This is a genomic window from Paraplanobispora siamensis (assembly GCF_016863175.1).
Lineage (GTDB): Bacteria > Actinomycetota > Actinomycetes > Streptosporangiales > Streptosporangiaceae > Planobispora > Planobispora siamensis.
On the sequence record NZ_BOOJ01000027.1, the window covers coordinates 190866 to 216739 of the forward strand.

Sequence of the window (25874 nt, forward strand, 5' to 3'; positions counted from 1 at the left end):
AGGCATGAAGCGAGCCCTCGTCGTCATCGACGTCCAGAACGAGTACTTCACCGGTGACCTGCCGATCGCCCACCCTCCGCGCGAGGAGAGCCTGGCCAGCGTCCTGTCCGCGATGGACACCGCCCGCGCGCACGGCGTCCCGGTGGTCGTGGTCCGGCACACGGCCCCGGCCGGATCCCCGATCTTCGCCTCCGGCGGGCACGGGTGGGAGCTGCGCGAGGAGGTGGCGGGCAGGCCGTACGACCTCCTGGTGGACAAGACGATGGCCTCCGCCTTCGCCCGCACCGGCCTCGGCGCGTGGCTGGAGGCCCGGGAGATCGACACGGTGACCGTCGCGGGGTACATGACGCAGAACTGCGACGAGTCCACCGCCCGCGACGCCTACCACCGGGGCCTGGCCGTGGAGTTCCTGTCGGACGCGACCGGGACCGTCGCGCTGTCCACCCCGGCGGGGCGGCTGACCGCCGAGGAGGTGCACCGCCACGTGCTGGTGGTGATGGCCTCCAACTTCGCGGCGGTGGCCACCACCGCCGAGTGGACGGCCGCGGTCGGAGCCGACCGGCCGCTGCCGCGCCCGGACATCTGGGCGAGCACCCGGCAGGAGCCCGCGGAGGTCGCCGGTTGAGGACTCCGTCCGGAGGGCTCCGTCCGGAGGGCTCCGTCGGAAAACGTCGGAAACTCCGTCCGGGGCTCTCCGAGACTCATCGAGGCGGCTGACCGCCGCTCAAACCTGTTCCCCGCATCTAGTTGCTAACGATGTCCGCGAAGGTCATCTCTCGGCTTGACCGGTTTGGTGGGATTCGGACAGCATAATCAGCTCTCCCACCAGTCCCGGAAGGAACAGGCGTGCGCCGCCGCACACAAGCAATCGCACTCTCCATCGCTCTCCTCCTGACCAGCGGCGGGATGACAGGGACATCGGAGGCGACGGACAAGGTCAAACGCACGGCCGAGTGCCAGGGCGACTGGTTGCCGGCGACTCCGACCTCGCCGGACATCATGGACGGGCGGCTGAGCTTCCTCGACCTGCCCGCGGTCGAGGTCGGCAAGAACGTCAACTGGCGGACCGACCCCTACCGCAACCGCTCCTGGAGCATGGTCTTCCACTCGTTGCGCTGGATGGGCCGGCTGGTCGCCGACTACGAGAACACCGGGGAACGTTCCTACCTGGCGCGCGCCACCGAGATCGCCCAGGACTGGGTGAAGGACAACCCGCTGCGCGGCGGCGGCAGCCCGTACGCCTGGCAGGAGCACCCGATCGCGCTGCGCGCCCCCGCCCTCGTCTGCCTGAGCAGGCACGTCGGCGGCTCCTGGTTGACCGGGAGCCTGGCCGAGCACGCCAAGATGCTCTCCAACCCGGCCCTGTACGAGAAGGGCCACAACCACGGCATCGACCAGGACATCGCGCTGCTGGGCATCGGCTGCCGTTACAACCGCGACGAGTGGTCCGGGCTGGCGATCCGCCGCCTGACCGAGACGGTCCGGATCGACGTCGACTCCCAGGGCGCGCTGCGCGAGCAGGCCCCCCGCTACGCCATCTACGTCTACGACCGGCTCAAGGTGGCGATGAGCAACATCGAGGCGTGCGGCAGGAAGGTGCCGGCCTCGATCGAGGAGCGGTGGAAGTCGCTGGAGGGCTTCATCTCCCACTCCACCCAGCCCAACGGTTTCATGGTGCCCATCGGCGACGGCGGCGCGGACGTGCGCCCGGTCGGGTACGAGCACCCGAAGAAGACCGTGAAGGTGTTCGGCAACGGCTACGTCTACGGCCGCACCGCGTGGGACAAGCCGGAGTCGGCGTTCTACTCCATCCGCTTCGGCCCCGGGGCCAAGTACCACGGCCACGAGGACCACCTCGGCGTGACCTACTACGCCCAGGGCCGCGACGTCCTGGTCGACGTGGGATTCCACTCCTATGAGAACACCGGCTACCGCCGCTGGACGATGTCCCCCGAGGCGCACAACGTGCCGATCGTGGCCGGGGCCCGCTTCCGGCCCGGGACCTCCACGGCCCTGACCGGCTCCTCCGTCGGCGAGGACCGGCAGAGCTTCCGGCTCACCGACAAGGCGTACGGCGTGCCGCGCACCCGCTCGGTCCTGGTCAACCACGGGCGGGACGTGATGGCCGTGCTGGACACCGTGCCCAAGGGCTCGAAGGTCCGCACCGTCTGGCACCTGGCGGCGGACCTGTCGAAGGTGTCGAGCGGCGGCGGCCGGGTCGTGGTCAAGGACAAGTCCGGCTGGAAGGCGGCGCTCGTCCAGGTGGCGATGCCGTCCTGCACGCCGGTCACCTCGAAGGTCGTGCGTGGCGCGTCCGACCCCTACCAGGGCTGGGTCTCCCCCGCCTACCTGAAGAAGCAGGCCTCCCCCGCGGTCGTCTCCGCCGCCTCGACCGGGTCGCTGCTCACCGTGGTGGTGCCCGGCACCGGCGAGCCCTCGGTCTCGTGCTCCGGCGGCAAGGTCAGCGTGGAGACCTCCGACGGCGCGGTCAGCCTCCGGGTGAGCGGCTCGAAGCTCTCCTGACACCGCCCCATTGACGGGAGGGGGGTACGGCCGCCGCCGTACCCCCCCTCCCGTTCGCAGGGAACCCCCTGGGTCAGTCCGCGTGGTGCCCCGCCCGCAGCAGCCCGTAGGTCACGGCCTGCTCCAGGGCCTGCCAGGAGGCGTCGATGATGTTCTCGTCGACGCCCACGGTGGCCCACTCGCCGGTGGCGTCGCTGGAGGTGATCAGCACGCGCGTGATCGCGTCGGTGCCGTGGGTGCCCTCCAGGATCCGCACCTTGAAGTCGATCAGCTCGACCCCGGCCAGCTCCGGGTAGAGCCGCTCCAGCGCCGCCCGCACCGCCTTGTCCAGGGCGTTGACCGGGCCGTTGCCCTCGCCGGTGGCGACGATCCGCTCGCCCTTGGCGTGCAGCTTGACGGTGGCCTCGCTGATCAGCTCGCCGCCCCGGTTCCGCTCGACGATCACCCGCCAGGACTCGACCTCGAAGTGCCGCCTGCGCTCGCCCGCCACGGTGTCGCGCAGCAGCAGCTCGAAGGAGGCGTCGGCGGCCTCGAAGGTGTAGCCGCGCGCCTCCAGCTCCTTGACCCGCTCCACCAGGTCGCGGGAGGTCTCCGGCGACAGCTCGTAGCCCAGCTCGCGCCCCTTGAGCTCGACCGAGGCGCGCCCGGCCATGTCGGAGACCAGCATGCGCATGTCGTTGCCGACCTGGGCCGGGTCGATGTGCTGGTAGAGGTTGGGGTCGACCTTGATGGCGCTGGCGTGCAGCCCGGCCTTGTGCGCGAAGGCGGAGACGCCGACGTAGGGGGCGTGGGAGTTCGGGGTGACGTTGGTGACCTCGGTGATCGCGTGCGCGATGCGGGTCATGTCGGCCAGCGACTCCCGCGGGACCAGGTCGAAGCCCCGCTTGAGCTGGAGGTTGGCCACGACCGTGAACAGGTTGGCGTTGCCGGAGCGCTCGCCGTACCCGTTGGCGCAGCCCTGCACGTGGGTGGCGCCCGCCTTGACCGCGGCCAGGGTGTTGGCCACCGCGCAGCCGGTGTCGTCGTGGCAGTGGATGCCGATGCGGGCCCCGGTGCCGACCGCCTCGTGGACGACGTCGGCCAGCTCGTCGGGGAGCATGCCGCCGTTGGTGTCGCACAGCGCGATCACCGAGGCGCCCGCCTCGGCGGCGGTGCGCAGCACCTCCAGCGCGTACGCTGGGTTGGACTTGTAGCCGTCGAAGAAGTGCTCGGCGTCGAGGAAGACCCGCTGTCCCTCCGCACGGAGATGAGAGACCGTGTCGCGGATCATCGCGAGGTTCTCCTGGAGAGTCGTGCGGAGGGCCAGCTCCACGTGCCGGTCGTGGCTCTTGGCGACAAGGGTCACGACCGGCGCGCCGGATTCGCGCAGTGCGGCCACCAGTGGGTCGTCGGCTGCCTTCACACCGGCCCGGCGGGTCGCGCCGAACGCGGCGAGCTGCGCGTGCTTCAGGTCGAGCTCTGTTCGAGCCCGCCGGAAGAACTCGGTGTCCTTGGGGTTGGCCCCGGGCCAGCCCCCTTCGATGAAGCCGACGCCCAGGCCGTCCAGGTGCCGCGCGATGGCCAGCTTGTCCACCACCGTGAGGTTGAGCCCCTCCTGTTGGGCTCCGTCACGCAGCGTCGTGTCGTACACGTGGAAGCGGTCGTCGGTCATTGGTCTTCTCCTTCGCGGTCCGATGCCTCGCCGCGCGCTCGCTTCGGCCTGAGAAACAAGAAAGACCCCTCACGGACGTGAGAGGTCTGCGCGCTGGCGGTGTCCCTTGTCAGCCAGCGCGCCTGCCGATAATGAGCAGACCATAGGACATGATGCCTCGGAGTCTGCCACACGCCGACACCATCTGACACATCGATCTCAGGATACGAGACGTACGGTGGGCGACCGGATGCGCACCCCGTGTGTTCGATACCGGACTCACCGGCCAGAATAGGGGTTATGAAGGCGACTTATCTCGAAGCGGCCGTCGGCCAGTATCTCCTGGCCCACACCACCGGGCCCGACGACGTGCTCGAGGCGCTGGCCATGGAGACGCGCGAGCTCATGGGCGACCGGGCGATCATGCAGATCGCCCCGGACCAGGGCCGCTTCCTCACCATGATCGCCCAGCTCACCCGCGCCAGGAACGCCGTCGAGGTGGGCACCTTCACCGGCTACTCCGCCATCTGCATCGCCCGCGGCCTGACGGCCAGGGGCAAGCTCAACTGCTTCGACATCAGCGAGGAGTGGACGTCGGTCGCCAGGCGTTACTGGGAGAAGGCCGGCGTCGCGGGCCGCATCGACCTGCGGATCGGCGACGCCGCCGAGCGGCTGCACGACCTGCCCACGTTCCCGGCCGTCGACCTGGCCTTCATCGACGCCGACAAGGAGAACTACGGCGTCTACTACGAGATCATCATGTCCTACCTGACCCCCGGCGGCCTGATCCTGGTCGACAACACCCTGTGGCACGGCAAGGTCGCCCACCCCCAGGAGCACGACGAGACCACCACGGCGATGCGCGCGTTCAACGACATGGTCGCCGCCGACCCCCGGGTCACCTCGATCATGCTCCCCATCGCCGACGGCCTGACCATGATTCGAAAACACTGACGAGAAGTCCGGCGGGCTCCCTGCGGGCGGAAATCTTTCCGATTACTTTACGTCGCGCGTCAAACACGTCGCGCCCAACCACGGGGAGGGGACGATGGACCCATGGCAGAGGTTCTCGATTGACCGCTCAGAGAATCCGGCGAAGTCACTGAGACAGAGCTGGAGAGACGTCTCCCGGAGATCGCCGCACAGTGGCCGGATCGCCGCGTCGAACTCACCAACGGCCGGATCGTGGTGAGGGAGTCGCCCACCGGAGACCGCAGCAACGCCATCCACGAGCTCCTGATGCAGCTTGCTCCCACCGTCGCCGGTCGCGGTTGGCGCCTCCGGCCTGACATCTATCTCTTTCTCGGACCTCAGATGGACCGCTACCGGCCCGATCTCACAATCCTCCCGGCCAAGCCCCCGATATGGGGGGCGACATGGAGAGAGCCCGGGTGGGCGGGCTCTCTCCATACCGTGGGACGAGGGCGGCCGCTTCTGAAGACGCGGAGCGCCCACCCTCCTGAAGACCCGGAGAAGGTCAGCAGATCTTGTGCACCCAGCCGTGCGGGTCGGGGCGGGTGCCGTACTGGATGCCGGTCAGTTCCTCGCGGATGCGCATGGTGACCTCGCCGGGGGTGCCGTCGCCGACACTCCAGGCGCGGTCGGCGCCCTTGACCGAGCCGACCGGGGTCACCACCGCGGCGGTGCCGCAGGCGAAGACCTCGGTGAGCTCGCCGGACTCGCAGCCCTCCTGCCACTCCTCGATCGACAGGCGGCCCTCCTCGGCCTTGAGGCCGAGGTCGCCGGCGAGGGTGAGGATCGAGTCGCGGGTGATGCCCGGCAGCAGGGTGCCGGTCAGGGCCGGGGTGAGCAGGCGGTCGCCGTAGACGAAGAACAGGTTCATGCCCCCCATCTCCTCGACGTAGCGGTGCTCGAAGGCGTCCAGCCAGACCACCTGGTCACAGCCCTGCTCGACGGCCTGGCGCTGGGCCACGAAGGCCGCGGCGTAGTTGCCGCCGCACTTGGCGAAGCCGGTGCCGCCGGGGGCCGCCCGGGTGTACTCCGTCGACAGCCACACCGAGACCGCCTGGCTGGCGCCGAAGTAGGCGGCGGCCGGGGAGGCGATCACCATGTACTTGTAGGTCTGCGAGGGGTAGTTGACGCCGAGCGCCGACTGCGTGGCGATCATGAAGGGGCGCAGATAGAGACTGTGGCCCGGGGTCGTGGGCACCCAGTCGCGGTCGGTCTGCACCAGCAGCTCCAGCGACTCCACGAACGTCTCCTCGGGCAGCTCGGGCATGGCCATGCGCCGGGCGGAGGTGTTGAAGCGCGCGGCGTTGGCCTGCGGTCGGAAGGAGACGATCGACCCGCTCTCCTGGCGGTAGGCCTTGAGCCCCTCGAACAGTTCCTGCGCGTAGTGGAAGACCGAGGTCGAGGGGTCCAGCAGCAGCGGGCCGTACGGCATGAGCCGCGCGTCGTGCCAGCCGCGGCCCTCGGTGTAGTCGATCGAGATCATGTGGTCGGTGAAGACCTGCCCGAAACCGGGGCTCGCCAGTACCTGCTCGCGCTCGGCCGCGGTGCGAGCGTGATCGGAGGTCTGCACGTCGAAGCTGAGCTTCTGAGCAGTGGTCATGACGGAGATCCTTCTCTTCGTGGCGGGTCTACCCTTTAGTCCATTCTGCGATGGACCGGGTAACGGGAAACTACTGCATCCGGAGAGCTCACCGGCAGGGCCGGGGCGCCCTAATGCACAAAGACGCGCCCGGCGGCTCTCTCAGGGAGCCGCCGGGCGCGTCCGGAATGTCGAGTGGGCGGCTCTCAGCCGGCTACTCGGGCGGTGATGTCGTCGCCGATCTCGTGGGTGGTCCGGGCCGTCCAGTTGGTCTGGCGCTCCAGCAGGTCGTCGGCGACGGCCTGCTCGACCCGGGCGGCCTGCCCGCTCAGGCCCAGGTGGTTCAGGAGCATGGCGACCGACAGGATCGTGGCGGTGGGGTCGGCCTTGCCCTGGCCGGCGATGTCGGGGGCGCTGCCGTGGACCGGCTCGAACATACTCGGCGCGGTCCCGTCGGGGTTGATGTTGCCGCTGGCGGCCAGGCCGATGCCACCGGCCACGGCGGCGCCGATGTCGGTGATGATGTCGCCGAAGAGGTTGTCGGTGACGATCACGTCGAACCGCTCCGGCTGGGTGACGAAGAACATCGAGGCCGCGTCGACGTGGCAGTAGTCGGTCTGCACGTCGGGGTACTCCAGGCTGACCCGGTCGACCGTGCGGGCCCACAGGTCGCCCGCGAAGGTCAGCACGTTGGTCTTGTGGACCAGCGTCAGCTTCTTGCGGGGACGGGCCAGCGCCTGCTCGAAGGCGTAGCGCACGACGCGCTCGACGCCGAAGGCGGTGTTCAGCGACTCCTGGGTGGCGACCTCGTGCGGCGTGCCGCGGCGCAGCACGCCGCCGGCCCCGGCGTACAGGCTCTCGGTGCCCTCACGGACGACGATCATGTCGATGTCCTCGGGCCGGGACTTGGCCAGCGGGGTCTCCACGCCCGGGAAGAGCTTGACCGGGCGCAGGTTCACGTAGTGGTCGAGCTCGAAGCGGAGCTTGAGCAGCAGGTCGCGCTCCAGCACGCCCGGGGGCACGCTGGGGTCGCCGATCGCGCCGAGCAGGATGGCGTCGTATCCGCGCAGCTCGTCCAGGACGACGTCGGGAAGGATCTCACCGGTGCTGTTGTAGCGCTTGGCGCCGAGGTCGTAGGTGGTGGTCTCCACCTTGCCGCCCACGGCGTCCAGGACCTTCAGGCCCTCGGTGACGACCTCGACCCCGATCCCGTCGCCGGGGATCACTGCCAGACGAATGTTGCGCGAGTCCATGCGGGAACCCTACCGCTCCGTCTCGATTATCGGATACTGATCTCAGATAGCGGACAGATCGGGCGTCTCAGCGGGTGGGCGCGCCGCCGTTGTCACGACGGTCCAGCGCAGTCTGGACGGCGTTGGCCGCCTCGTCCTCGGTGTCCTCGGGACGGTTCCAGGGATACATGTCGTACATGGTGAGTCTCGTCTCGTGTCGCACGGAAGCAGTGGAGGGGAGTGGTCCGGACTTCCGATCGGCGGAGCCGGACCGGACCTGAGGTCGCGGGCCCGGGTCACGGACCGGCGACGGGACTTCGGCCAGCGAACGCCACCACACCGCGGCGGGTCGCCGGCCTGTCTGTCAGGCCCCGCCGCGGCAGGTAATGAGTACGAGAACCTGGCGCATTTGATCCCAGGTTACCTGGCCATCGGAACAGCGTCTCGCCCGCCGTACCGACTTCCCACATGCTGAGACGGCCGCCGCCCCCTCGCGGGGACGGCGGCCGGGTGAGACGAGGGGCCCGCGGGCTACTCGGCCAGGTCCGCCGAGCGGCCGCTGTCGGCGCCGATCTCGGAGGTGATCTGGTCGACGACCTCCGCCGGGATGGCGGTGTCGACGGTCAGGGCGATGAGCGCCTTGCCGCCCTTGGTGTCCCGGGAGACCTGCATCGAGGCGATGTTGATGCCGTGGTCGCCGAGGATGCGGCCGACGATGCCGACGACGCCGGGGCGGTCGGAGTAGGTGAAGAACGACAGGTGGTCGGTCGGCTCGATCTCCATCTCGTAGCCGTTGACCTCGACGATCTTCGTGATCTGGCGCGGGCCGGACAGCGTGCCCGAGACCGAGACGGTGCGGCCGTCGGCCAGGACGCCGCGGACGGTCACCACGTTGCGCCAGTCGGGGCTCTCGGAGCTGGTGACCAGCTCCACGGTCACGCCGCGGTCCTTGGCCAGGAGCGGGGCGTTGACGTAGGTGACGGAGTCCTCGACGACGTCGGTGAAGACGCCCTTGAGGGCGGCCAGCTCCAGCACCCGGACGTCCTGGGAGGCGATCTCGCCGCGGACCTCGACGTCGAGCTTGGTGGCGACCTCCCCGGCCAGGGCGGTGAACAGCCGGCCGAGCTTCTCGGCCAGCGGCAGGCCCGGCTTGACGTCCTCGGCGACGGCGCCGCCCTGGACGTTGACCGCGTCCGGCACGAACTCGCCGGCCAGGGCGAGCTTCACGCTGCGGGCGACCTGGGTGCCGGCCTTCTCCTGGGCCTCGTGGGTGGAGGCGCCCAGGTGCGGGGTGACGACGACCTGGTCCAGCTCGAACAGCGGGCTGTCGGTGACGGGCTCCTTGGGGAACACGTCGATGCCGGCGCCGGCGACGCGGCCCTCCTTGATCGCGGCGTAGAGGGCGTTCTCGTCGATGATGCCGCCGCGGGCCACGTTGATCAGGCGGGCCGACGGCTTGACGATCTGCAGTTCCTTCTCGCCGATGAGACCGATGGTCTCCTTCGACTTGGGCAGGTGCACGGTGATGAAGTCTGCCTCGCGCAGAGCCTCCTCCAGCGACACCAGGCGCACGCCCATCTGCGCGGCGCGGGCCGGCTGCAGGTAGGGGTCGTAGGCGATCAGCTGGACGCCGAACGGCTGCAGGCGCTGGGCCACCAGCTGGCCGATCTTGCCGAGGCCGAGGATGGCGACGACCTTCTCGTCGAGCTCGACACCGGTGTACTTCGACCGCTTCCACTCCCCGCCCTTGAGGGCGGCGTGCGCCTGGGCGACGTTGCGGGCCGAGGCGAGGATCAGCGCGACGGTGTGCTCGGCGGCGCTGGTGATGTTGGAGGTGGGAGCGTTGACGACCATCACGCCGGCCTTCGTCGCGGCCTCCACGTCCACGTTGTCCAGGCCGACGCCCGCGCGGGCGACGACGCGGAGCCTGGGCGCGTGGGCGATGGCTTCGGCGTCCACCTGGGTGGCGCTGCGCACGATCAGCGCGTCCACCTCGGCGAGGGCGGGCAGGAACTGGGCGCGGTCGGCGCCATCGGTGTGGCGGACTTCGAAGTCCGCGCCCAGGACCGCAAGACCGGCCTCGGAGAGTTCCTCTGCGACCAGTACGACGGGCTTGTTCACTGGTGGTTCCTTAGGGACGGGAAGGCTGCACGGACCTCACGCAGTCTATCGGCGCTTGTGAACGCGTTCACGAGTGTCCCGGGATCCGAGACGCCGGACGCCCGCGCCGTCCTGCGATCCGAGACGAGGGCCCCGCCGGGCGCCCCTGACGCACCCCCGTTCCCACGGCTCGCACGAGTCCTGTGGGGAACCGCTCTCCGGCGCCCTGGCCTCGCCCGGTACCCTTCCCGCCGAATCTCATTCGCCGAACCTTGAAGTTGGTATTGCTTGCCATAAATCTTCCCGATTACCCTCATAAGCCGTGGTCCTCTACCTATCGTTCGTCATATGAGCATCGGGAACCCCGCTCTCGGCGACGTGCTCGCGCAGCACGGCGGTCCGCATCGGCTGCTGGCGGCGTTGGCCGAATGGGGACTTCTGGTCGCCGTACGGCCGGACCGCTCCGTCGTCCTCGGCACGACCCAGGCCGGTGAACGAGTTCTGCTCGGATACACCTCGGCCGAGACCTACGCACGGCACCACGGCACCCACTCCCTGTCGGAGTGCGACGCCGACACCATCCTCGACATCCAGCGCGTCACCGGCGTCCGGGAGATCGTGATCGACGCGGCCGGGCCCACCGCGGCGGCGGTGCCGATCGAGGACCTGCACCGGTACCTGCGCTCCACCCGCAGCGGCCCGACCCCGGCCCTGTCCGGCGCCGCGCCGACCGCGTACGCCACCGGGGCGATGGCCACGGTGTCGCGGACCTCAACGATGCGCCCGATGACACAGGTGAGCCCGGCCGCGCAGTCGAGCCCGCCCAGGACCCCCGCGTCCTCCCCGGCCGAGCAGCCCTGGATCCCCGCGCCGCGCCCGCACCTGTCGGGGCCGATGCAGATGGTCGATCCCGGCTACAAGCGCTGCACCCACCCGATCCTGCCCGCGCTGCGCGTGGCGATCGCCCAGCTCCTGGCGGACTTCCCGCTCATCCACCACGTGTGGATCTCCGAAGCGCGCACGGCCTCCGGCGCCACCGGCATCATGCTGCACGTCAAGGTGCACATGTCCGCGGCCGAGGACGTGGTGCGGGACCTGCACCGCGGGGTGCGCGCCCGGCTGCCGCAGCTCGCGGCGAGCGAGGCGCCGATCCTGATGGCGCGGGTGGCCGACGCCCGCAGTGAGCAGCGCATGGTCGAGCTGGGCGCCCACGTCGTCTGCGCCGACGTCAGGGACTGATCCGCGCCGACGCCGGGGACCGGTCACTCCGGATGTCCGCGACTGATTCGCGGACATCCGGGACAGCCGTGGCCGGGGCAACGTACGCTCCGGGTAATCGGGGAGCCAGGAGCGAGCCGTTCCCCACTTTTGAACGGCCCGGTTCCGGTAAGCATGGGCTCCATGGCCCGGCCGTCGTGCGGTGCTCGTCTTCTCCGCAGGGGCCGGTCGTTTTCGCGTACCTGCTCACGGAGGACCAGGTGACCTGAGATGACCCGTACGGACCCCATCCATCAGATCCGCTATGCCGTACGGCACCCCAACCGGATCGTCCCCCATTTCCGGAGGCTGGCCAGGGACACCTGGCTGCGGCTGCGCACCACCGACCACGTCAGCTACTACCGGGCCGTGATGAAGTCCGACACCGCGCGCAACCCCGAGGCGGCCGTCGGCAGCAAGTCGCACGACCGCTGGCTGGCCCTGGGCAAGATGCAGTTCGACTATCTGGTCGGGCACGGCCTGCGCCCCGACCATCGGATGCTGGAGATCGGCTGCGGCAACCTGCGCGCCGGCCGGCTGTTCATCGACTATCTCGACGCCGGCGGCTACTACGGCCTGGACATCTCCCCCGACATCCTCATCGCCGCCCAGCACACCCTGGCCCAGTACGGCCTGCGCGACAAGCTCCCCCACCTGACCCCGGTCAGGGACCTGAAGTTCGAGTTCCTGCCCGACGCCTCCTTCGACGTGGTCCACGCGCACAGCGTGTTCTCCCACTCCCCGCTGCACGTGATCGAGGAGTGCTTCGCCCACGTGGGCCGCGTCATGCGCCCCGGCGGCTGGTTCGACTTCACCTTCGACCGGACCGAGGGGCGCGAGCACCAGGTCCTGCGCGAGGACTTCTACTACCGCACCGAGACGCTGCTGGACCTGGCCGCCAAGCACGGCCTGGCGGCCAGGTTCATGGAGGACTGGGAGAAGCTCCCGCACAAGCAGTCCAAGATCCGCATCACCCTGCCGTAGGCCTCCCCCGGTCCCGGTGGGCGCAGAGCCCGCCCACCGGGACCGGGGCGGTCAGGACAGCCGCCGAGTGAGGGGCAGGCGGGTGCGGGTGCACAGTCCCGCCAGGAGCGCCGCCGCCAGCGGCAGGCCGACCAGCATGGCGGCCAGGGCGGGCCAGGGCACGTCGATCAGGAACCCGGCCACCTGGTCCGGCCGTTCGGGATCGGGCAACATCCTGCGCCAATCGGCCTCGTGGCGGGCGGCTCCGACGGCGTCGGCGACGGCGGGCACCATGCCGGCCACCATGCCCGTGACCACCCCCAGCCCGGCGATGAACGCCGCCTGGCCGGCCACCAGGAGCCGCTGCACCCGGGCGGGCGCTCCCACCGCGGCCAGCGTGGTCCGGTCCGGCCGGCCCTCGACGGCGGCCAGGCCGGTGGCCGCGAAGGTGCCGCCGAGGACCAGCACCGTCGCGGCGACGGCCAGGACCAGAAGGACCGCCGTGCTGTCCCGGTCGATACCGTCATCGATCTGCGCATTGGCCGAGAAGCTGACCTCGCGCACCACCGCGTCCAGCCGTTCGATCTCCTCGGCGGAGGTCCGGTGCACCGCCGGATCCACGATCAGCCGGCCGTGGCGGACCTCCAGGCCGAGCCCGGCCACCGCCCGGGAGGGCAGCACACCGGCCACCGGCACCAGCCCCCTGTCGCGCACGGCGACGGCGGGAAGGCTGTGGACGTCGACGGCCTCGTCCCGGGTCTCGAAGGAGACTTTCCCGTCCTCGATCAGTCTCGGGTCGAAGACCACCGCCTTGCCCTCGGCGAAGGCGGCCTCGGCCACCGGATCGGTCCCGCGCAGGACGTGCCGCAGCAGGTCCACCCCGCCCACGGGCAGCGGGCCGAGCTCACCGGAGTGCAGGGCCGGGCAGGGCTCGCCGCAGTCACCGCTCGTCACCCACACTCCGGTGAGCGACCTTCCCGGCTCCGCGAGGTCGCCCGCCTCGACGAACGGCACACCGGGCAGCGCCTCGGCGGCGGCCTGCTTGACCTCGGTCCAGAGCCGGGGTTCGGCGTCGAAGAGCCGCACGACCGCGCTGCCGGGAAGATAGGAGGGGAAGTCGCGCTCCTCGGCGCGGGCGAGGTCGCTGGAGGCCATCACCGCGGTCGCGGTGAACGCGGCGACGGCGGCCATGACCGCGGCAACCGCGGGCGCCGTGCGACTCCGGTTGCGGGCGGCGTCACGGGCGGCCATCCGCAGTGGCAGCGGCAGCCGCGCGGCCGTCCCCGCCGCGGCGCGGACCAGCCACGGCGTCAGCAGGACCAGGCCGAGCTGGCCGAGGCCGAACCCGGCGAGCAGTCCGGCGTCGCCCGCCGACCAGAATCCCCTGCTCCCGTTCTGCGCTGAATGACCGATGAGCGCCAACCCCACCGCCACCAGCGCCAAACCCGCCACGGGCCGGCCCCTGCCACCCACGGCCCGCCCGCGACGGCCCGCCAGCACGGTGACCGCGTTCGTACGCGCAGCCTGCACGGCCGGGACGAGCGCCGCGAGCAGGCCGCTGGCCACACCCAGGAGCGCCACCAGGACGACCCAGTTCAGCGGCACGTCGAAGGGACCGCGGTGGACGAACGGACTCATCGCGGCCACGACCGCGACGCCGAGCGCCGCACCGGGCACCGAGGCGGCCGGTCCGAGGGTGAGCCCGTCGGCGAGCACGATCCAGCGCAGGTGACGGGCGCTGCCGCCCTGAGCCGCGATCAGCGCCAGTTCCCGGCGGCGGCGCCGGATCCCGACGGCGAAGGCCGGACCGGCCAGCAACGCGACTTCCAGCACGACCAGGCCGACGCCGGTGACGGCCATCACCACGCCATTGAGGCGCCACGGGTCGCCGGGAGCCGGATCCTCCATGTCGCCGGACGGCGGCGGATCCGTGATCACGGCGCGGGAGGCCACGACGAGGCCCTTGCGGTTGAGCTCGCGCACCTTCTGCCAGGAGACCGGCGCGGGCGTGTCCACGAGCCACTCGGTGGTGACCCTCTTCCCGTCGGCCAGCACGGTGCCGGGCGGTGCGACGATCTGCCTGTGGTGGGGATACCTCTGTGACTCGACCACGCCCACGACCGTGGCGGCGGAGGACGTCCTGGACAGGGTGATCTCCGTCCCGGGACGCAGGCCCAGGCCGGGGTTCACCGCGATCTCCCCCGCCGCCCGGGGAAGGCGCCCCGACAGCAGGCGGTACATGCCCGCGGTGATCGGGTCGCTCAGGTCGATCTCCCGGACGTCGATCTCCCGGTATCCCCGGGGACCCTGGTACCCCGTCCACGAAGTGCGGGAGGGCACCGCCCGGCTGCCGGGGCCGAACAGCGAGACGATCTCCTGCCGGGACAGGTCCCTCCGCTTGTTGCGGTTCGGCTGGGCCCCGTCCTCGTCGAACCGGACGTTGCCGTCGGCGCTCTGCCGCACCGGTTCGCCGAACGTCGATCCGTCCAGCCGCGCGTCGGCCGCGCCCATGTCCCAGGCCAGGGACTCGTGCGGGGCGATGTCCTCGGTGGCGAGCCAGGTCGCGGCCCCGGAGAAGAGCATGACCGGCAGGCCGATCATGACCATGATCAGGGCGCTGCGGCCCCTGGCCCGCCGGATGTCCCGGCGGGAGATCCGCAGGGCCGCCAGGAACGCGGCGAACGGGGAGCGCCCGGCTGCGGGCGGGCGCTCCCCCTTTCCGCCCTTTCCTGTACGGCCCCCCGATCCGTTCCCCGCCTGCTCCGCGCTCATCGGGCCGTCTCCAGCTCCGCCTCGGTGGTGTCGGCGACCTCGCCGTCGCGCAGGAAGACCACCCGGTCGGCCCAGGCGGCGTAGCGGGACTCGTGGGTGACCAGCAGCACCGCGGCCCCGGCGTCGCAGCGGGCGCGCAGCAGCCGGAGGATGTCGTCGCCGGTGGGGGTGTCCAGCGCGCCGGTGGGCTCGTCGGCCAGGAGCAGCCGCCGCTCACCGGCCAGCGCGCGGGCGATCGCCACCCGCTGGCGCTGGCCGCCGGACAGCTCGTCGGGGAAGCGGTCGGGCTCCTCCAGCCCCACCTCCGCCAGGGCCTGCAGGGCCTCGCGCCGGGCCCGCCCCGCCCGCACCCCGTCCAGCTCGCGCGGGAGCATCACGTTCTCGGCGGCGGTCAGCGAGGGGATCAGGTTGAGGTCCTGGAAGACGTAGCCGACGCGCCTGCGGCGCAGGGCCGCGCGCTCCTTGTCCGTCAGGCTCGTCAGCGGCGTGCCCTCCACGGTCACCGAGCCCGAGGTGGGCGTGTCGAGACCGCCGGCGAGGTTCAGCAGGGTGGACTTCCCGGACCCGGAGGGCCCCATGACCGCGACCAGCTCTCCCGCGGCGACCTCCAGGCTCACCCCCTTCAGGGCGTGTACGGCCTGCGGGCCGTCGCCGTGGACGCGGGTCGCGTCCGCCAGCCGTACGACCGGTTCGAAACTCATGCTTGCTTCTCCTGCGTCTGGGGGGAGGCCGCCAGCACGGCCTCGCAGTGGTCGAGCCAGCGCTGCTCGGCCTCGGCCTGGAAGATCATCGATTCGAGCACCAGCGTCTGGGCCGGTCCGTCGGTGCTCGCCCGCTTGGTCCGGGTGAGCCGCTGGAGCGTGCGCATCGTCGCGGCGCGCTGGGCCTGGATCACCGGCCGCACCTCCGCGCCGGCGGCCACCGCCATCGCCAGTTTGATGACCAGCTCGTCCCGCGGCCGGTCGGACTGGGCGACGGGGGTGCTGAACCATCGCTCCATCTCGGTCCGACCGGCCTCGGTGATCGAGTAGACGACCCGGCCCTGGTCGTCCTGGTCGCCGGAGGCCACCAGGCCGTCGCGCTCCAGGCGCGAGAGCGTCGTGTAGACCTGGCCGATGTTGAGCGGCCAGGTCGCCCCCGTCGACGCCTCGAACTCGGTGCGCAACTGGTAGCCGTATCGGGGTCCTCGGCTCAGCAGAGCGAGGAGCCCTTGTCGGATCGCCATGCATACTGAGTATGCATACTCAGTATGGTCACGGCAAGCGAAGACGAGAGATCCGCATATTCTGGACAGGCGTCGCCGTTGGGACCGATACTCGGGAGATGAGCTCGACGCATCCTCCGGCACGCGCATCCGACGGAGACCGTGATCGTGCGATCAACGAGCTCCGCGACCGCGCCGTCGAAGGCCGGCTCTCCCACGACACGTTCCTGGGCCGTGTCGACATGGCGTTGCGCGCCCGCAACCAGGGTGAGCTGGACGAACTGGTCGCCGACCTCCCCCAGCGGGGCCGCCTGCGGCGCCTGGTGACCGAGGTCGTCGCCTCCGTCTCCGACTTCACCACGCGCGTGGAGTCCGCCTGGCGGCGTCCCCGGCTGCCCAAGCTGGCGCTGCCCGGCGACGCCCGCACCCGCTACGTCGTCGGACGGGGCTCGGCCTGCGACCTGGTCCTGGCCGACCTGACCGTCTCACGGGTGCACGCCGAGCTGCGCCGCGACGCCGACGACTGGATCCTCGTCGACCTCGGCTCCCTCAACGGCACCCGGCTCAACGACTGGCGCCTCGTCGGCCCGGCCAGGGTCCGGCCGGGCGACGTGATCTCCTTCGGAGACTGCGCCTTCGTCGTGATCACACCTCAGCTGGCCTGAGCGTCACGCCTCGGCAGACTTGAGCTGCCCGGCCTCCCTGAGCTTGGCCGCGGTGAGGGTGTAGCGCAGCGTCAGCACGATGGCGACCCCCATGAAGAGCGCGGGGATCAGCGTGCTGCCGTACAGCGCGGCCTGGATGGCCGACTCGGGCTGCTCCACCGGCGTCTTCGGGTCCGACTCCACGAAGCCGGACACCCCCAGGATCCAGCCCAGCACGAGCGCGCCGAAGGCGAAGACGACGGTCTCGGCGGCCGTCCACAGGCCGGTGAACACCCCCGCCCGGCGCTTGCCGGTGACCGCCGCGTCATAGACGATCACGTCGGACAGCATGGAGAACTGCAGCAGCTGGAGCCCGGCGTAGCCGATGCCCACCACCAGCACGCACGCGTGCGCGTACACCGCGCCGAGCTGCGCCGAGAACGCCATCGCGACCGTGCCGGCCAGGAACAGCGCCGAGCCCAGGACCATCGCCCCGCGCTTGTCGTAGCGTCGCGACAGCCGTACCCACCCGGGCATCGTGACCAGCAGCGGGCCGACGACGCACAGGAAGAGCGTGGTGGTGGCCGCGGGGTTGTCCAGGGTGTACGTGGCGAAGTACGGCGCGCCGGCCAGCAGCGTGCCGGCGGCGAACATCTGGGCGCAGCTCAGGCCGAGCAGCACCATGAACGGCCGGCTGGTGCGGGCCGCGGCGAACTGCGCCTTGATCGACGGCTCCGACTCGGCCCTGGTGACCACCGGGATCCGGGCGGTGAGCAGGAAGGCGGCGATCATCGAGCCGAACAGCACCACCCCGATGACCAGGCCCATGAGCCGGTAGCCCGAGACGTCGGTGCCCGCGATGGCGGGCGCGACGGCGCCGGACAGCAGGATCGCCAGGCCGACGAAGACCATCTTCCACTGCAGGATCGACGACCGCTCGTGATAGTCGTCGGTCATCTCCGCGGCCATCGCCTTGTAGGGGACCTCGTACAGGGCGTAGGCCGTGGCGGTGAGGAAGTAGCAGAACGCGACGTAGGCGGCGGCGGGCAGGCCGGTGAGCGGCGGGCCCGCGAACGTCGCGGCGAAGGTCACGGGCAGCGCGATCGCCCCGGCCAGCATCCACGGGCGGCGGGCGCCGAACCGGGAGACCGTGCGGTCGGAGCGCTGGCCGACCCACGGGTTGACGACGACGTCCCAGATCTTGGGGAGGAAGGCCACCAGGCCCGCGATCCAGGCGGGGACCGCCAGGACGTTCGTCATGTAGAACAACAACAACAATCCGGGGACCGTGGAGAACGTCGCGGTGGAGACTGAGCCGACACCGTAGCCGATGCGCATGCTGCGCGGCACGGTGACGACGGCGGGAGCGGACGCCGGTGTGACCATTCGCACATTGAATCGCACCAAATGACCGCTCGGTAGACCGGAAACAAGACGTTTTTTCATATTGTCAACCGGTCCACCGTTCCGCACGATCACCGCAGACGTCTAGTGATCCTGGAGCAGCGATGCGGCCATCACGACGAATCACCCTCTCCCTCCTGCTGCTGGCGAGCATGGCCTGGGCCTCGGCTCCGGCGGCCGCCCAGCAGCCCGATCCCGGCGTCGCCGACCTGGTCGCCGACATCGACCGGATCCTCGGCGACGAGCGTCTCGTCCCGGCACGGGCCGGGGTGGTGGTGCGCAGCGCCGCCTCCGGCGAGGAGCTCTACGGCCAGGACAACGGCAAGATCCTCACCCCCGCCTCCAACGCCAAGCTGGTGACCTCGGCCGCCGCCGTCGACGGCCTCGGTCTGGACTTCCGCTTCACCACGAGCGTGCTGTCCACCGGCCGCCGCACGGGCTCCACCCTCACCGGCGACCTGTACCTGAAGGGCACCGGCGACCCCACCGTGCTCGCCGCCGACTACGACGCCCTGGCCGCGAAGGTGGCGGCGGCCGGGATCAGGAGGGTCACCGGCAGGCTCGTCGCCGACGACACCTGGTTCGACGACGTACGGCTCGGCACGGACTGGTCCTGGGACGACGAGCCGTACTACTACGCCGGGCAGATCTCGGCGCTGACGGCCTCCCCCGACACCGACTACGACGCCGGGTCGGTGATCGTCTCGGTCGCGCCCGGCGACGCCCCCGGCAGGCCCGCGAAGATCTCCACCACCCCGGAGACCGACTACCTGAAGATCGAGAACCGGGCGACGACCGGGACCGAGACCGACGTGCTCGTCGAGCGGCGGCACGGCACCAACACGGTCCTGGTCACCGGGACCGTGGCGGACGGCTACGACGAGTGGGTCACCGTGAACGACCCGACCGGCTACGCGGCCTCCCTCTTCCGCGCGGCCCTGGACAGGCACGGGGTGCGGGTGGCCGGCCGTACGGCGCGCGGGGCGACCCCCTCGGGAGCCGCGACCGTGGCCGAGCGCCGCTCGATGCCGCTGAGCGAGCTGCTGGTGCCGTTCATGAAGCTCAGCAACAACATGCACGCCGAGATCCTGACCAAGTCCCTCGGGCGCAAGGTCTCCGGGGCCGGGACCTGGAGCGCCGGGCTGGCCGCGATCACCTCCTTCGCCCGGGCCAACGGCATGCCCACGCTGCGGATGCGGGACGGCTCGGGCCTGTCCCGCGTCGACGGCCTGACGCCCGGCGGGGTCGCCGGGCTGCTGCTCGAACTGCGCGGCAAGCCCTGGTTCCCCACCTGGTACGGCTCGCTGCCGATCGCGGGCGATCCGGACCGGATGGACGGCGGGACCCTGCGCAGCCGGATGCGCGGCACCCCCGCGGCCGGCAACGTCCACGCCAAGACCGGCTCGCTGACCGGTGTCACGTCCCTGTCCGGTTACGTGCGGAGTGCCGACGACGAACTCCTGGTCTTCTCGATCATGATCAACCAGTACCTGTCCGCCTCCCCCAAGGACATCGAGGACAAGATCGCCATCCGCCTCGCGGAGTTCAGCCGGACCGCACCGGCCGAAATTTCTGACGTCCGCACGCTCCGGGAGGCATCGAACGTTCCAGAGCTCGAGTGCTCCTGGTCAAAGCCCGTGAGGTGTTGATCGCAGACGCCTCAACGATCACTCTGGTTTACCGGAGTCCCTTATCTTTTCCTTAAAAATCGTGACAAGGGGGATCTACCCCCGACAGAATGCGGGTTCCATCCAGCGTCTAAACCTCTGGAGGAACCGACATGCGCAGACCGCTGGGAGCGCTCGTCTGCATCGGGAGTCTGGCGGCACTGAGCACCCCGGTCGCCGCGGCCCACGCCGCGGCGGCCCCACGGGACACCTGCCAGGTGCAGGTGTCCGCCCCCACCGTCAACGCCGCCGGGAAGATCCAGGTGACCGGGACCCGGGCGGGCTGTGACGACAGGGCGCTGCTCCGCATCCGCATCAAGCAGGCCAGGCGAGGCCCGGACCGCACACTCAAGAGTGGCGCCAGAGTCGGGGTCAACGGGCAGTTCACCCTGAAGGTCAAGTGCGGTCCCGCCCCCCGGACCTACTACGCCGTGATCGTCGACTACCGCGGCAACGCGGCCAAGTCCAAGGCAGCCCGGCTGTCGTGCTCCCCCACGGGCACCCCGACCCCCACCCCTGCGCCCACGGGCACGCCGACGCCCACGGCCAAGCCGACCGGGAACCCCACCACCCCGACGACGCCTCCGGGCACCGTGGGGACGGCGGAGGAGAACGAGGTCGTGCGCCTGACGAACATCGAGCGTCAGAAGGGCGGCTGCGGTCCGCTCAAGCACGACCCGCAGCTGAACAAGGCCGCCCACGACCACTCGGCCACCCAGGCCGCCCGTAACCAGATGACGCACAAGTTCCCGGACGGCCCCGACTTCGTGCAGCGCATCCGGAACGCGGGCTTCACCGGCGGCTCGGCGTTCGCGGAGAACGTCGCCTGGAACCAGAGGACCCCGGCGGCCGTGGTCAGCGACTGGATGAAGAGCTCCGGCCACCGGGCCAACATCATGAACTGCAAGTTCACCCTCATCGGCGCCGGCATGGTCAAGAACACCAAGGGCGAGCCGTACTGGACTCAGGTCTTCGTCGCCAAGTAGCACCACCGAACCGGTGGGGCGTCGCGCGGCGCGGTGCGACCCCCACCGGTTCCCCCAGACCTCTCGCCTCCCGTGGCCGCTGTCCGGGTAGTCACGGCGGGTGGGACGGGGTCGCTCCCGGACCACACCGGGAGATGGGGACGCCCCCGCGGCGGACGGATCGTCGCGGGGGCGCCGCCGTGTGGACGCTCTCAGCTGCGGCTTCGCACCTCAACACCGCCGGGAACAGGTCTTCCTCAAGAACGTGGCGAGTACAGAATATTTCGCGGAGTTCATCCGCCCAATCGACAAACTTTCCCTTCCATCGCTCCAGTCCCATATGTACCATGGTCCCCGCTTCCCGATGATCTCCTTTGCGGAGAGGACCGTCGGGAGCCCGGGAACCGCCATCGGTTCACGCGCTCCGGCTCTCGCCCGGAGCGCCCACGACTCCCCTCCCCCATGTGTCCCCGCAGGACACGCCCCGTACGGCCGGCCGAGTGACACCGCACAGGCATGCTCGCCGGACCTCTCACCCCCGGAGGAACATTGAGACTGCGGTCTCTCCTTGCGAGCGCCACCGTGCTCGCCGCCACCGCCGCGACCCTGGTCGCCGCCCCCGCGGCCTACGCCGCGCCCCCCAGCGCCACTCCCACCGCGCCCGCCGCCAGCGCGCCCCCCGCCACCGGCGCCCCCGTCGTCGACCCGGCCCTCAAGGCCGAGGTGCAGAAGGGCGAGACCGTCCGCGCCGTCGTCGAGGTGGACCGCGGGCAGCAGGTGGCGCCCGTCGCCAAGAGCGCCGAGGCCCTGTCGCAGACCACCGACGTACCGGAGCAGCCGCCCGCGCGCGACTTCTTCGTCATGGAGGTCGACAAGGCCACGCTGACCAAGCTCGACGACGACAAGCGCATCGAGGCGATCTACGAGGACCGGCTCAGCCGTCCCACCGCCCTGGGGACCAGCATCAACGTGATCGGCGCCGACAAGGCCCACACGTCCGGTTTCACCGGAGCCGGCTGGGACGTCGCGGTCCTGGACACCGGCATCGACCGCGACCACCCGTTCTTCGCCGGCCGCATCGTCGCCGAGGCGTGCTTCTCCACCACGGACAGCAGGCAGGGGTCGTTCTCCCTCTGCCCCAGCGGTGAGAACTCGCAGATCGGCCCCGGCGCCGCCAACGCCGAGACGGCCAAGTGCAACAACGGCAGCCTGTGCACGCACGGCAGCCACGTGGCCGGCATCACCTCGGGCAAGAAGGCCACCGGCATCAACAGCAACGGCGTCGCCCCCGACTCGGGCATCATCGCCATCCAGGTGTTCACCCGGTTCGACAACGCGGACGCCTGCGGCGGACGGGCGCCGTGCGTCCTGTCCTACACCTCCGACCAGAAGCGCGCGCTGAACTACGTCGCGGAACTGAGCAAGACCCGTAAGATCGCCTCGGCCAACATGAGCCTCGGCGGCGGTCAGTTCGCCTCCTCCTGCGACACCAACCCCTCGGGCAACGGCATCAAGTCCGAGATCGACGTGCTGCTGGGCCGCGGCGTCGCCACCGTGATCGCCGCCGGCAACTCCGGGTACGGCGCCGCCGTCGGCTCGCCCGCCTGCATCTCCAGCGCCGTGACGGTGGGCGCCACCGACAACGGCGACGGGGTCGCGTCCTTCTCCAACCGCGGCGCGCTGCTCGACGTCTTCGCCCCGGGCGTGCAGATCCAGTCCAGCGTCCCGAACAACGCCTGGGCCCGCTTCAGCGGCACCTCCATGGCCGCCCCGCACGTGGCCGGCGCCTTCGCCCTGATGCGGCAGGCCATGCCGGACGCGACCGTGGCCGAGGTCCTGACGAAGCTCCGGAGCTCCGGCAAGGGCGTCACCTACACCAGCGGCGGGAACAGCGTCACCACGCCCCGGCTGAACCTGACCGGCTCCCTGCCCTCCGGCCCGGCGCCGACGCCGACCGGCACGGCCACCCCCACCCCGGCCCCGACCGGCACCGCCGTCCCCACGGCCGTCCCGACGGCCACGCCGACCGGCACCGCCGCCCCGGTCCCCACGCCGACCGGCACCGCCGCTCCCACCCCCGCGCCCACCGGCACGGCCGTCCCCACCCCCGCGCCCACCGCGCCGGTGGTGCGTCCCGCCGAGAAGCGGGTCGTCGACCTCGTCAACCGGGTCCGCGCGGACTACGGCTGCGCCCCGCTCGTCCTCGACGCCAGGCTGTACGCCGCGGCTCTGGGCCACTCGACCGACATGGCGCAGAACCGTTACTTCCACCACTACTCGAAGGACGGCCGCAGCCCCGGTGACCGCATCCGGAACGCCGGGTTCTCCCCGCTCCGCAGCTGGGCCGAGAACATCGCCCGGGGCCAGCGCAGCGCGGACTCCGTCCACAGGGCGTGGATGAGGAGCAGCGGCCACCGGGCCAACATCCTGAACTGCAAGCTCACCCACATCGCCGTGGCCTACGCCAAGAACGCCTACGGCACGCCGTACTGGACCCAGGTGTTCGCCTCCACGACCACCGCGACCACCGCCCCCAAGCCGACGCCGACCGGCACCGCGGCCCCCACCGGCAAGCCGACCGCGACGTCCAAGCCCACGACGCCTCCCACGTCCAAGCCGACCGCGACGCCCACCAAGCCGACGGCGACGCCCACCGGCAAGCCGACCGCGACGTCCAAGCCCACGACGCCTCCCACGTCCAAGCCGACCGCGACGCCCACCAAGCCGACGACGCCTCCCACCACCGCCCCCACCGGTGACCCAGGCACGGTCGGCTCGGCCGAGGAGAACGAGGTCGTGCGCCTGACGAACATCGAGCGCCAGAAGGGCGGCTGCGGTCCGCTCAAGCACGACCCGCAGCTCAACAGGGCCGCGCACGACCACTCGGCCACCCAGGCCGAGCGCAACCAGATGACGCACCAGTTCCCCGGCGGCCCCACCTTCGTGGAGCGCATCCGCGCGGCGGGCTTCACCGGCGGATCGGCGTTCGCGGAGAACGTCGCCGCGGGCTACGGGAACCCGGCCTCCGTGGTCGCCGGTTGGATGAACAGCTCCGGTCACCGGGCCAACATCATGAACTGCAAGTACAACCTCATCGGCGCGGGCATGGTCAAGAGCGCCAACGGCACGCCGTACTGGACTCAGGTCTTCGTCGCCCGCTAGAAGAACCCCCGGGGACGGCGTGAGCACCCCCTCTCACCGCCCGAACGCCGTCCCCGGTGACCCTCCTGCTCCGCGTCCCCGTCCGGGTGAGCCCGGCCGGGGACGCGGAGGGTCTCCCGGGGTCGGGAGAAAAACAGGACGCCCCCGCGACGGACGGATCGTCGCGGGGGCGTCCTGTCGTGCGTGCGGCCCCCTCCGGGGAGGGAGCCGTACGGCGGCGGCCTCGGGCGGCCGGACGGCCTACTTCAGCCAGCTCATCATCGGGCGGAGCTTGGCGCCGGTCTTCTCGATCGGGTGCTCGGCCAGCTCCTCGCGGTAGGCGGTGAACTTCTTCTGGCCGCCGTCGAACTCGTCGACGAGCTCCTTGGCGAACTCGCCGGACTGGATCTCGGCGAGGATGCGCTTCATCTCCTTCTTGGTCTCCTCGGTCACGACGCGCGGACCGCGGGAGTAGCCGCCGTACTCGGCGGTGTCGGAGACCGACCAGTACATCTTGTGGATGCCGCCCTCGTACATGAGGTCGACGATCAGCTTCATCTCGTGCAGGCACTCGAAGTAGGCGACCTCGGGCTGGTAGCCGGCCTCGATCAGGGTCTCGAACCCGGCCTTGATCAGCTCGGACACGCCGCCGCAGAGCACGGCCTGCTCGCCGAACAGGTCGGTCTCGGTCTCCTCGGTGAAGGTGGTCTTCAGCGCGCCGGCGCGGGTGCCGCCGATGCCCTTGGCGTAGGACAGCACCAGCGGCCAGGCCTCGCCGGTGGCGTCCTTCTCGACCGCGACCAGACACGGCACGCCGCGGCCGGCGGTGTACTGGCGGCGCACGAGGTGGCCCGGGCCCTTGGGGGCGACCATCGCGACGTCGACGCCCTCGGGGGCCTCGATGAGGCCGTAGCGGATGTTCAGGCCGTGACCGAAGAACAGCGCGTCGCCCTCCTGCAGGTTCGGCAGGATGTCCTGGGTGTAGAGGTGACGCTGGATGTGGTCCGGCGCGAGGATCATGATCAGGTCGGCCTCCGCGGCCGCCTCGGCGGGGGTGAGCACCCGGAGCCCGTCGGCCTCGGCCTTCTCCCGGCTCTTGGAGCCCTCGGGCAGGCCGACGCGGACGTCCACGCCGGAGTCGCGGAGGGACAGGGCGTGGGCGTGGCCCTGGCTGCCGTACCCGATGACGGCCACGACACGGCCCTGGATGATCGACAGGTCGGCCTGGTCGTCGTAGAAGATCTCAGTCACTGGCTTGAACCTTTCAGGGTTTCGTACGGCTCCGCGATCCGGTTCACGCGGTCCGGTCCAGGGCCCGGAGGGAGCGGTCGGTGATGGAACGGGCACCGCGGCCGATGGCCACCATGCCCGACTGGACGAGTTCCTTGATGCCGAACGGCTCCAGGACCTTGATGAAGGCCTCCAGCTTGTCCGGCGTCCCGGTGACCTCGATGGTCACCGCGTCGGAGGCGACGTCGACACAGCGCGCGCGGAACAGGTTGACCAGCTCCAGCACGCTGGAGCGGTTGTCGGCGTCGGCCCGCACCTTGATCAGCGTGAGCTCGCGCTGGACCGACTGAGCCGGGTCGAGCTCCACGATCTTCAGCACGTTCACCAGCTTGTTGAGCTGCTTGGTGACCTGCTCGAGCGGCAGTTCCTCGACGTTGACCACGATGGTCATCCGGGAGATGTCCTCGTGCTCGGTCGGCCCGACCGCCAGGGAGTCGATGTTGAACCCGCGGCGGCTGAACAGCGCCGCGACGCGCGCGAGCACGCCGGGCTTGTTCTCCACCAGCACGGAGAGCGTGTGCCTGCTCATGC

General features: G+C 70.7%; 20 protein-coding genes. 9 read left to right on the top strand and 11 right to left on the bottom strand.

The window, feature by feature from the left end; genetic code table 11:
* Window positions 1-4: 4 nt before the first annotated feature.
* Window positions 5-625, top strand: a complete 621-nt coding sequence (locus tag Psi01_RS15315; protein WP_204064663.1) for a cysteine hydrolase family protein — start codon at window positions 5-7, stop codon at window positions 623-625.
* 281 nt (window positions 626-906) lie between these two features.
* A complete protein-coding gene (locus Psi01_RS15320) occupies window positions 907-2523 on the top strand; it encodes a heparinase II/III domain-containing protein (protein ID WP_239127697.1) in 1617 nt (538 codons plus the stop codon).
* A 73-nt stretch (window positions 2524-2596) separates the two neighbouring features.
* Here Psi01_RS15320 and cimA read toward each other — a convergent pair whose 3' ends face one another.
* Complete coding sequence (gene cimA, locus Psi01_RS15325; RefSeq protein WP_204064665.1) at window positions 2597-4174, bottom strand: citramalate synthase; 1578 nt, start codon at window positions 4172-4174, stop codon at window positions 2597-2599.
* Window positions 4175-4453: 279 nt separating this feature from the next.
* Here cimA and Psi01_RS15330 point away from each other — a divergent pair, with 279 nt between their 5' ends.
* On the top strand, window positions 4454-5107 hold the full coding sequence (locus Psi01_RS15330) for an O-methyltransferase (protein ID WP_204064666.1): 654 nt from the start codon (window positions 4454-4456) through the stop codon (window positions 5105-5107).
* 523 nt (window positions 5108-5630) lie between these two features.
* Here the strand turns inward: Psi01_RS15330 and Psi01_RS15335 are convergent.
* The 4 genes from Psi01_RS15335 to serA form a co-directional block, all read right to left on the bottom strand.
* The gene (locus tag Psi01_RS15335; RefSeq protein WP_373872496.1) at window positions 5631-6734 is read right to left on the bottom strand and encodes a branched-chain amino acid aminotransferase; all 1104 of its coding nucleotides are present in this window, start codon (window positions 6732-6734) and stop codon (window positions 5631-5633) included.
* A gap of 176 nt (window positions 6735-6910) precedes the next feature.
* On the bottom strand, window positions 6911-7957 hold the full coding sequence (locus tag Psi01_RS15340) for a 3-isopropylmalate dehydrogenase (RefSeq protein WP_204064668.1): 1047 nt from the start codon (window positions 7955-7957) through the stop codon (window positions 6911-6913).
* 67 nt (window positions 7958-8024) lie between these two features.
* The gene (locus Psi01_RS44110; RefSeq protein ID WP_275424526.1) at window positions 8025-8159 is read right to left on the bottom strand and encodes a hypothetical protein; all 135 of its coding nucleotides are present in this window, start codon (window positions 8157-8159) and stop codon (window positions 8025-8027) included.
* A gap of 308 nt (window positions 8160-8467) precedes the next feature.
* A complete protein-coding gene (serA, locus tag Psi01_RS15345) occupies window positions 8468-10057 on the bottom strand; it encodes a phosphoglycerate dehydrogenase (RefSeq protein ID WP_204064669.1) in 1590 nt (529 codons plus the stop codon).
* 327 nt (window positions 10058-10384) lie between these two features.
* Here serA and Psi01_RS15350 point away from each other — a divergent pair, with 327 nt between their 5' ends.
* Both Psi01_RS15350 and Psi01_RS15355 read left to right on the top strand, forming a co-directional pair.
* Entirely contained in the window at window positions 10385-11275 is an 891-nt protein-coding gene (locus Psi01_RS15350) for a hypothetical protein (protein WP_204064670.1), read from the top strand.
* Window positions 11276-11524: 249 nt separating this feature from the next.
* A complete protein-coding gene (locus Psi01_RS15355) occupies window positions 11525-12277 on the top strand; it encodes a class I SAM-dependent methyltransferase (RefSeq protein ID WP_204064671.1) in 753 nt (250 codons plus the stop codon).
* Window positions 12278-12328: 51 nt separating this feature from the next.
* Here the strand turns inward: Psi01_RS15355 and Psi01_RS15360 are convergent, their stop codons facing one another.
* The 3 genes from Psi01_RS15360 to Psi01_RS15370 are packed head-to-tail and all read right to left on the bottom strand — an operon-like array spanning window position 12329 to window position 16253.
* Window positions 12329-15028: an FtsX-like permease family protein gene (locus Psi01_RS15360; protein ID WP_204064672.1), complete on the bottom strand. Its 2700-nt coding sequence runs from the start codon at window positions 15026-15028 to the stop codon at window positions 12329-12331.
* On the bottom strand, window positions 15025-15729 hold the full coding sequence (locus Psi01_RS15365) for an ABC transporter ATP-binding protein (protein WP_204064673.1): 705 nt from the start codon (window positions 15727-15729) through the stop codon (window positions 15025-15027). The genes Psi01_RS15360 and Psi01_RS15365 overlap by 4 nt, the downstream gene beginning before the upstream one ends.
* Window positions 15726-16253: a PadR family transcriptional regulator gene (locus Psi01_RS15370; RefSeq protein ID WP_204064674.1), complete on the bottom strand. Its 528-nt coding sequence runs from the start codon at window positions 16251-16253 to the stop codon at window positions 15726-15728. The genes Psi01_RS15365 and Psi01_RS15370 overlap by 4 nt, the downstream gene beginning before the upstream one ends.
* Window positions 16254-16351: 98 nt before the next feature.
* Here Psi01_RS15370 and Psi01_RS15375 point away from each other — a divergent pair, with 98 nt between their 5' ends.
* The gene (locus Psi01_RS15375) at window positions 16352-16897 is read left to right on the top strand and encodes a DUF1707 and FHA domain-containing protein (protein ID WP_204064675.1); all 546 of its coding nucleotides are present in this window, start codon (window positions 16352-16354) and stop codon (window positions 16895-16897) included.
* A 3-nt stretch (window positions 16898-16900) separates the two neighbouring features.
* Here Psi01_RS15375 and Psi01_RS15380 read toward each other — a convergent pair whose 3' ends face one another.
* Window positions 16901-18262: an MFS transporter gene (locus tag Psi01_RS15380; protein ID WP_239127699.1), complete on the bottom strand. Its 1362-nt coding sequence runs from the start codon at window positions 18260-18262 to the stop codon at window positions 16901-16903.
* Window positions 18263-18384: 122 nt separating this feature from the next.
* Between Psi01_RS15380 and dacB the strand changes: the two genes are divergently transcribed.
* From dacB to Psi01_RS15395, 3 genes are all read left to right on the top strand, one after another.
* Window positions 18385-19929, top strand: coding sequence for a D-alanyl-D-alanine carboxypeptidase/D-alanyl-D-alanine endopeptidase (gene dacB, locus Psi01_RS15385; protein WP_204064677.1), 1545 nt, complete (start codon window positions 18385-18387; stop codon window positions 19927-19929).
* A gap of 131 nt (window positions 19930-20060) precedes the next feature.
* Entirely contained in the window at window positions 20061-20933 is an 873-nt protein-coding gene (locus Psi01_RS15390) for a CAP domain-containing protein (protein ID WP_204064678.1), read from the top strand.
* Window positions 20934-21461: 528 nt separating this feature from the next.
* Window positions 21462-24074, top strand: coding sequence for a CAP domain-containing protein (locus tag Psi01_RS15395; RefSeq protein WP_204064679.1), 2613 nt, complete (start codon window positions 21462-21464; stop codon window positions 24072-24074).
* A 240-nt stretch (window positions 24075-24314) separates the two neighbouring features.
* Here the strand turns inward: Psi01_RS15395 and ilvC are convergent, their stop codons facing one another.
* Window positions 24315-25304: a ketol-acid reductoisomerase gene (ilvC, locus tag Psi01_RS15400; RefSeq protein ID WP_204064680.1), complete on the bottom strand. Its 990-nt coding sequence runs from the start codon at window positions 25302-25304 to the stop codon at window positions 24315-24317.
* Window positions 25305-25347: 43 nt separating this feature from the next.
* On the bottom strand, window positions 25348-25872 hold the full coding sequence (ilvN, locus tag Psi01_RS15405) for an acetolactate synthase small subunit (RefSeq protein WP_203875054.1): 525 nt from the start codon (window positions 25870-25872) through the stop codon (window positions 25348-25350).
* Window positions 25873-25874: the final 2 nt, after the last annotated feature.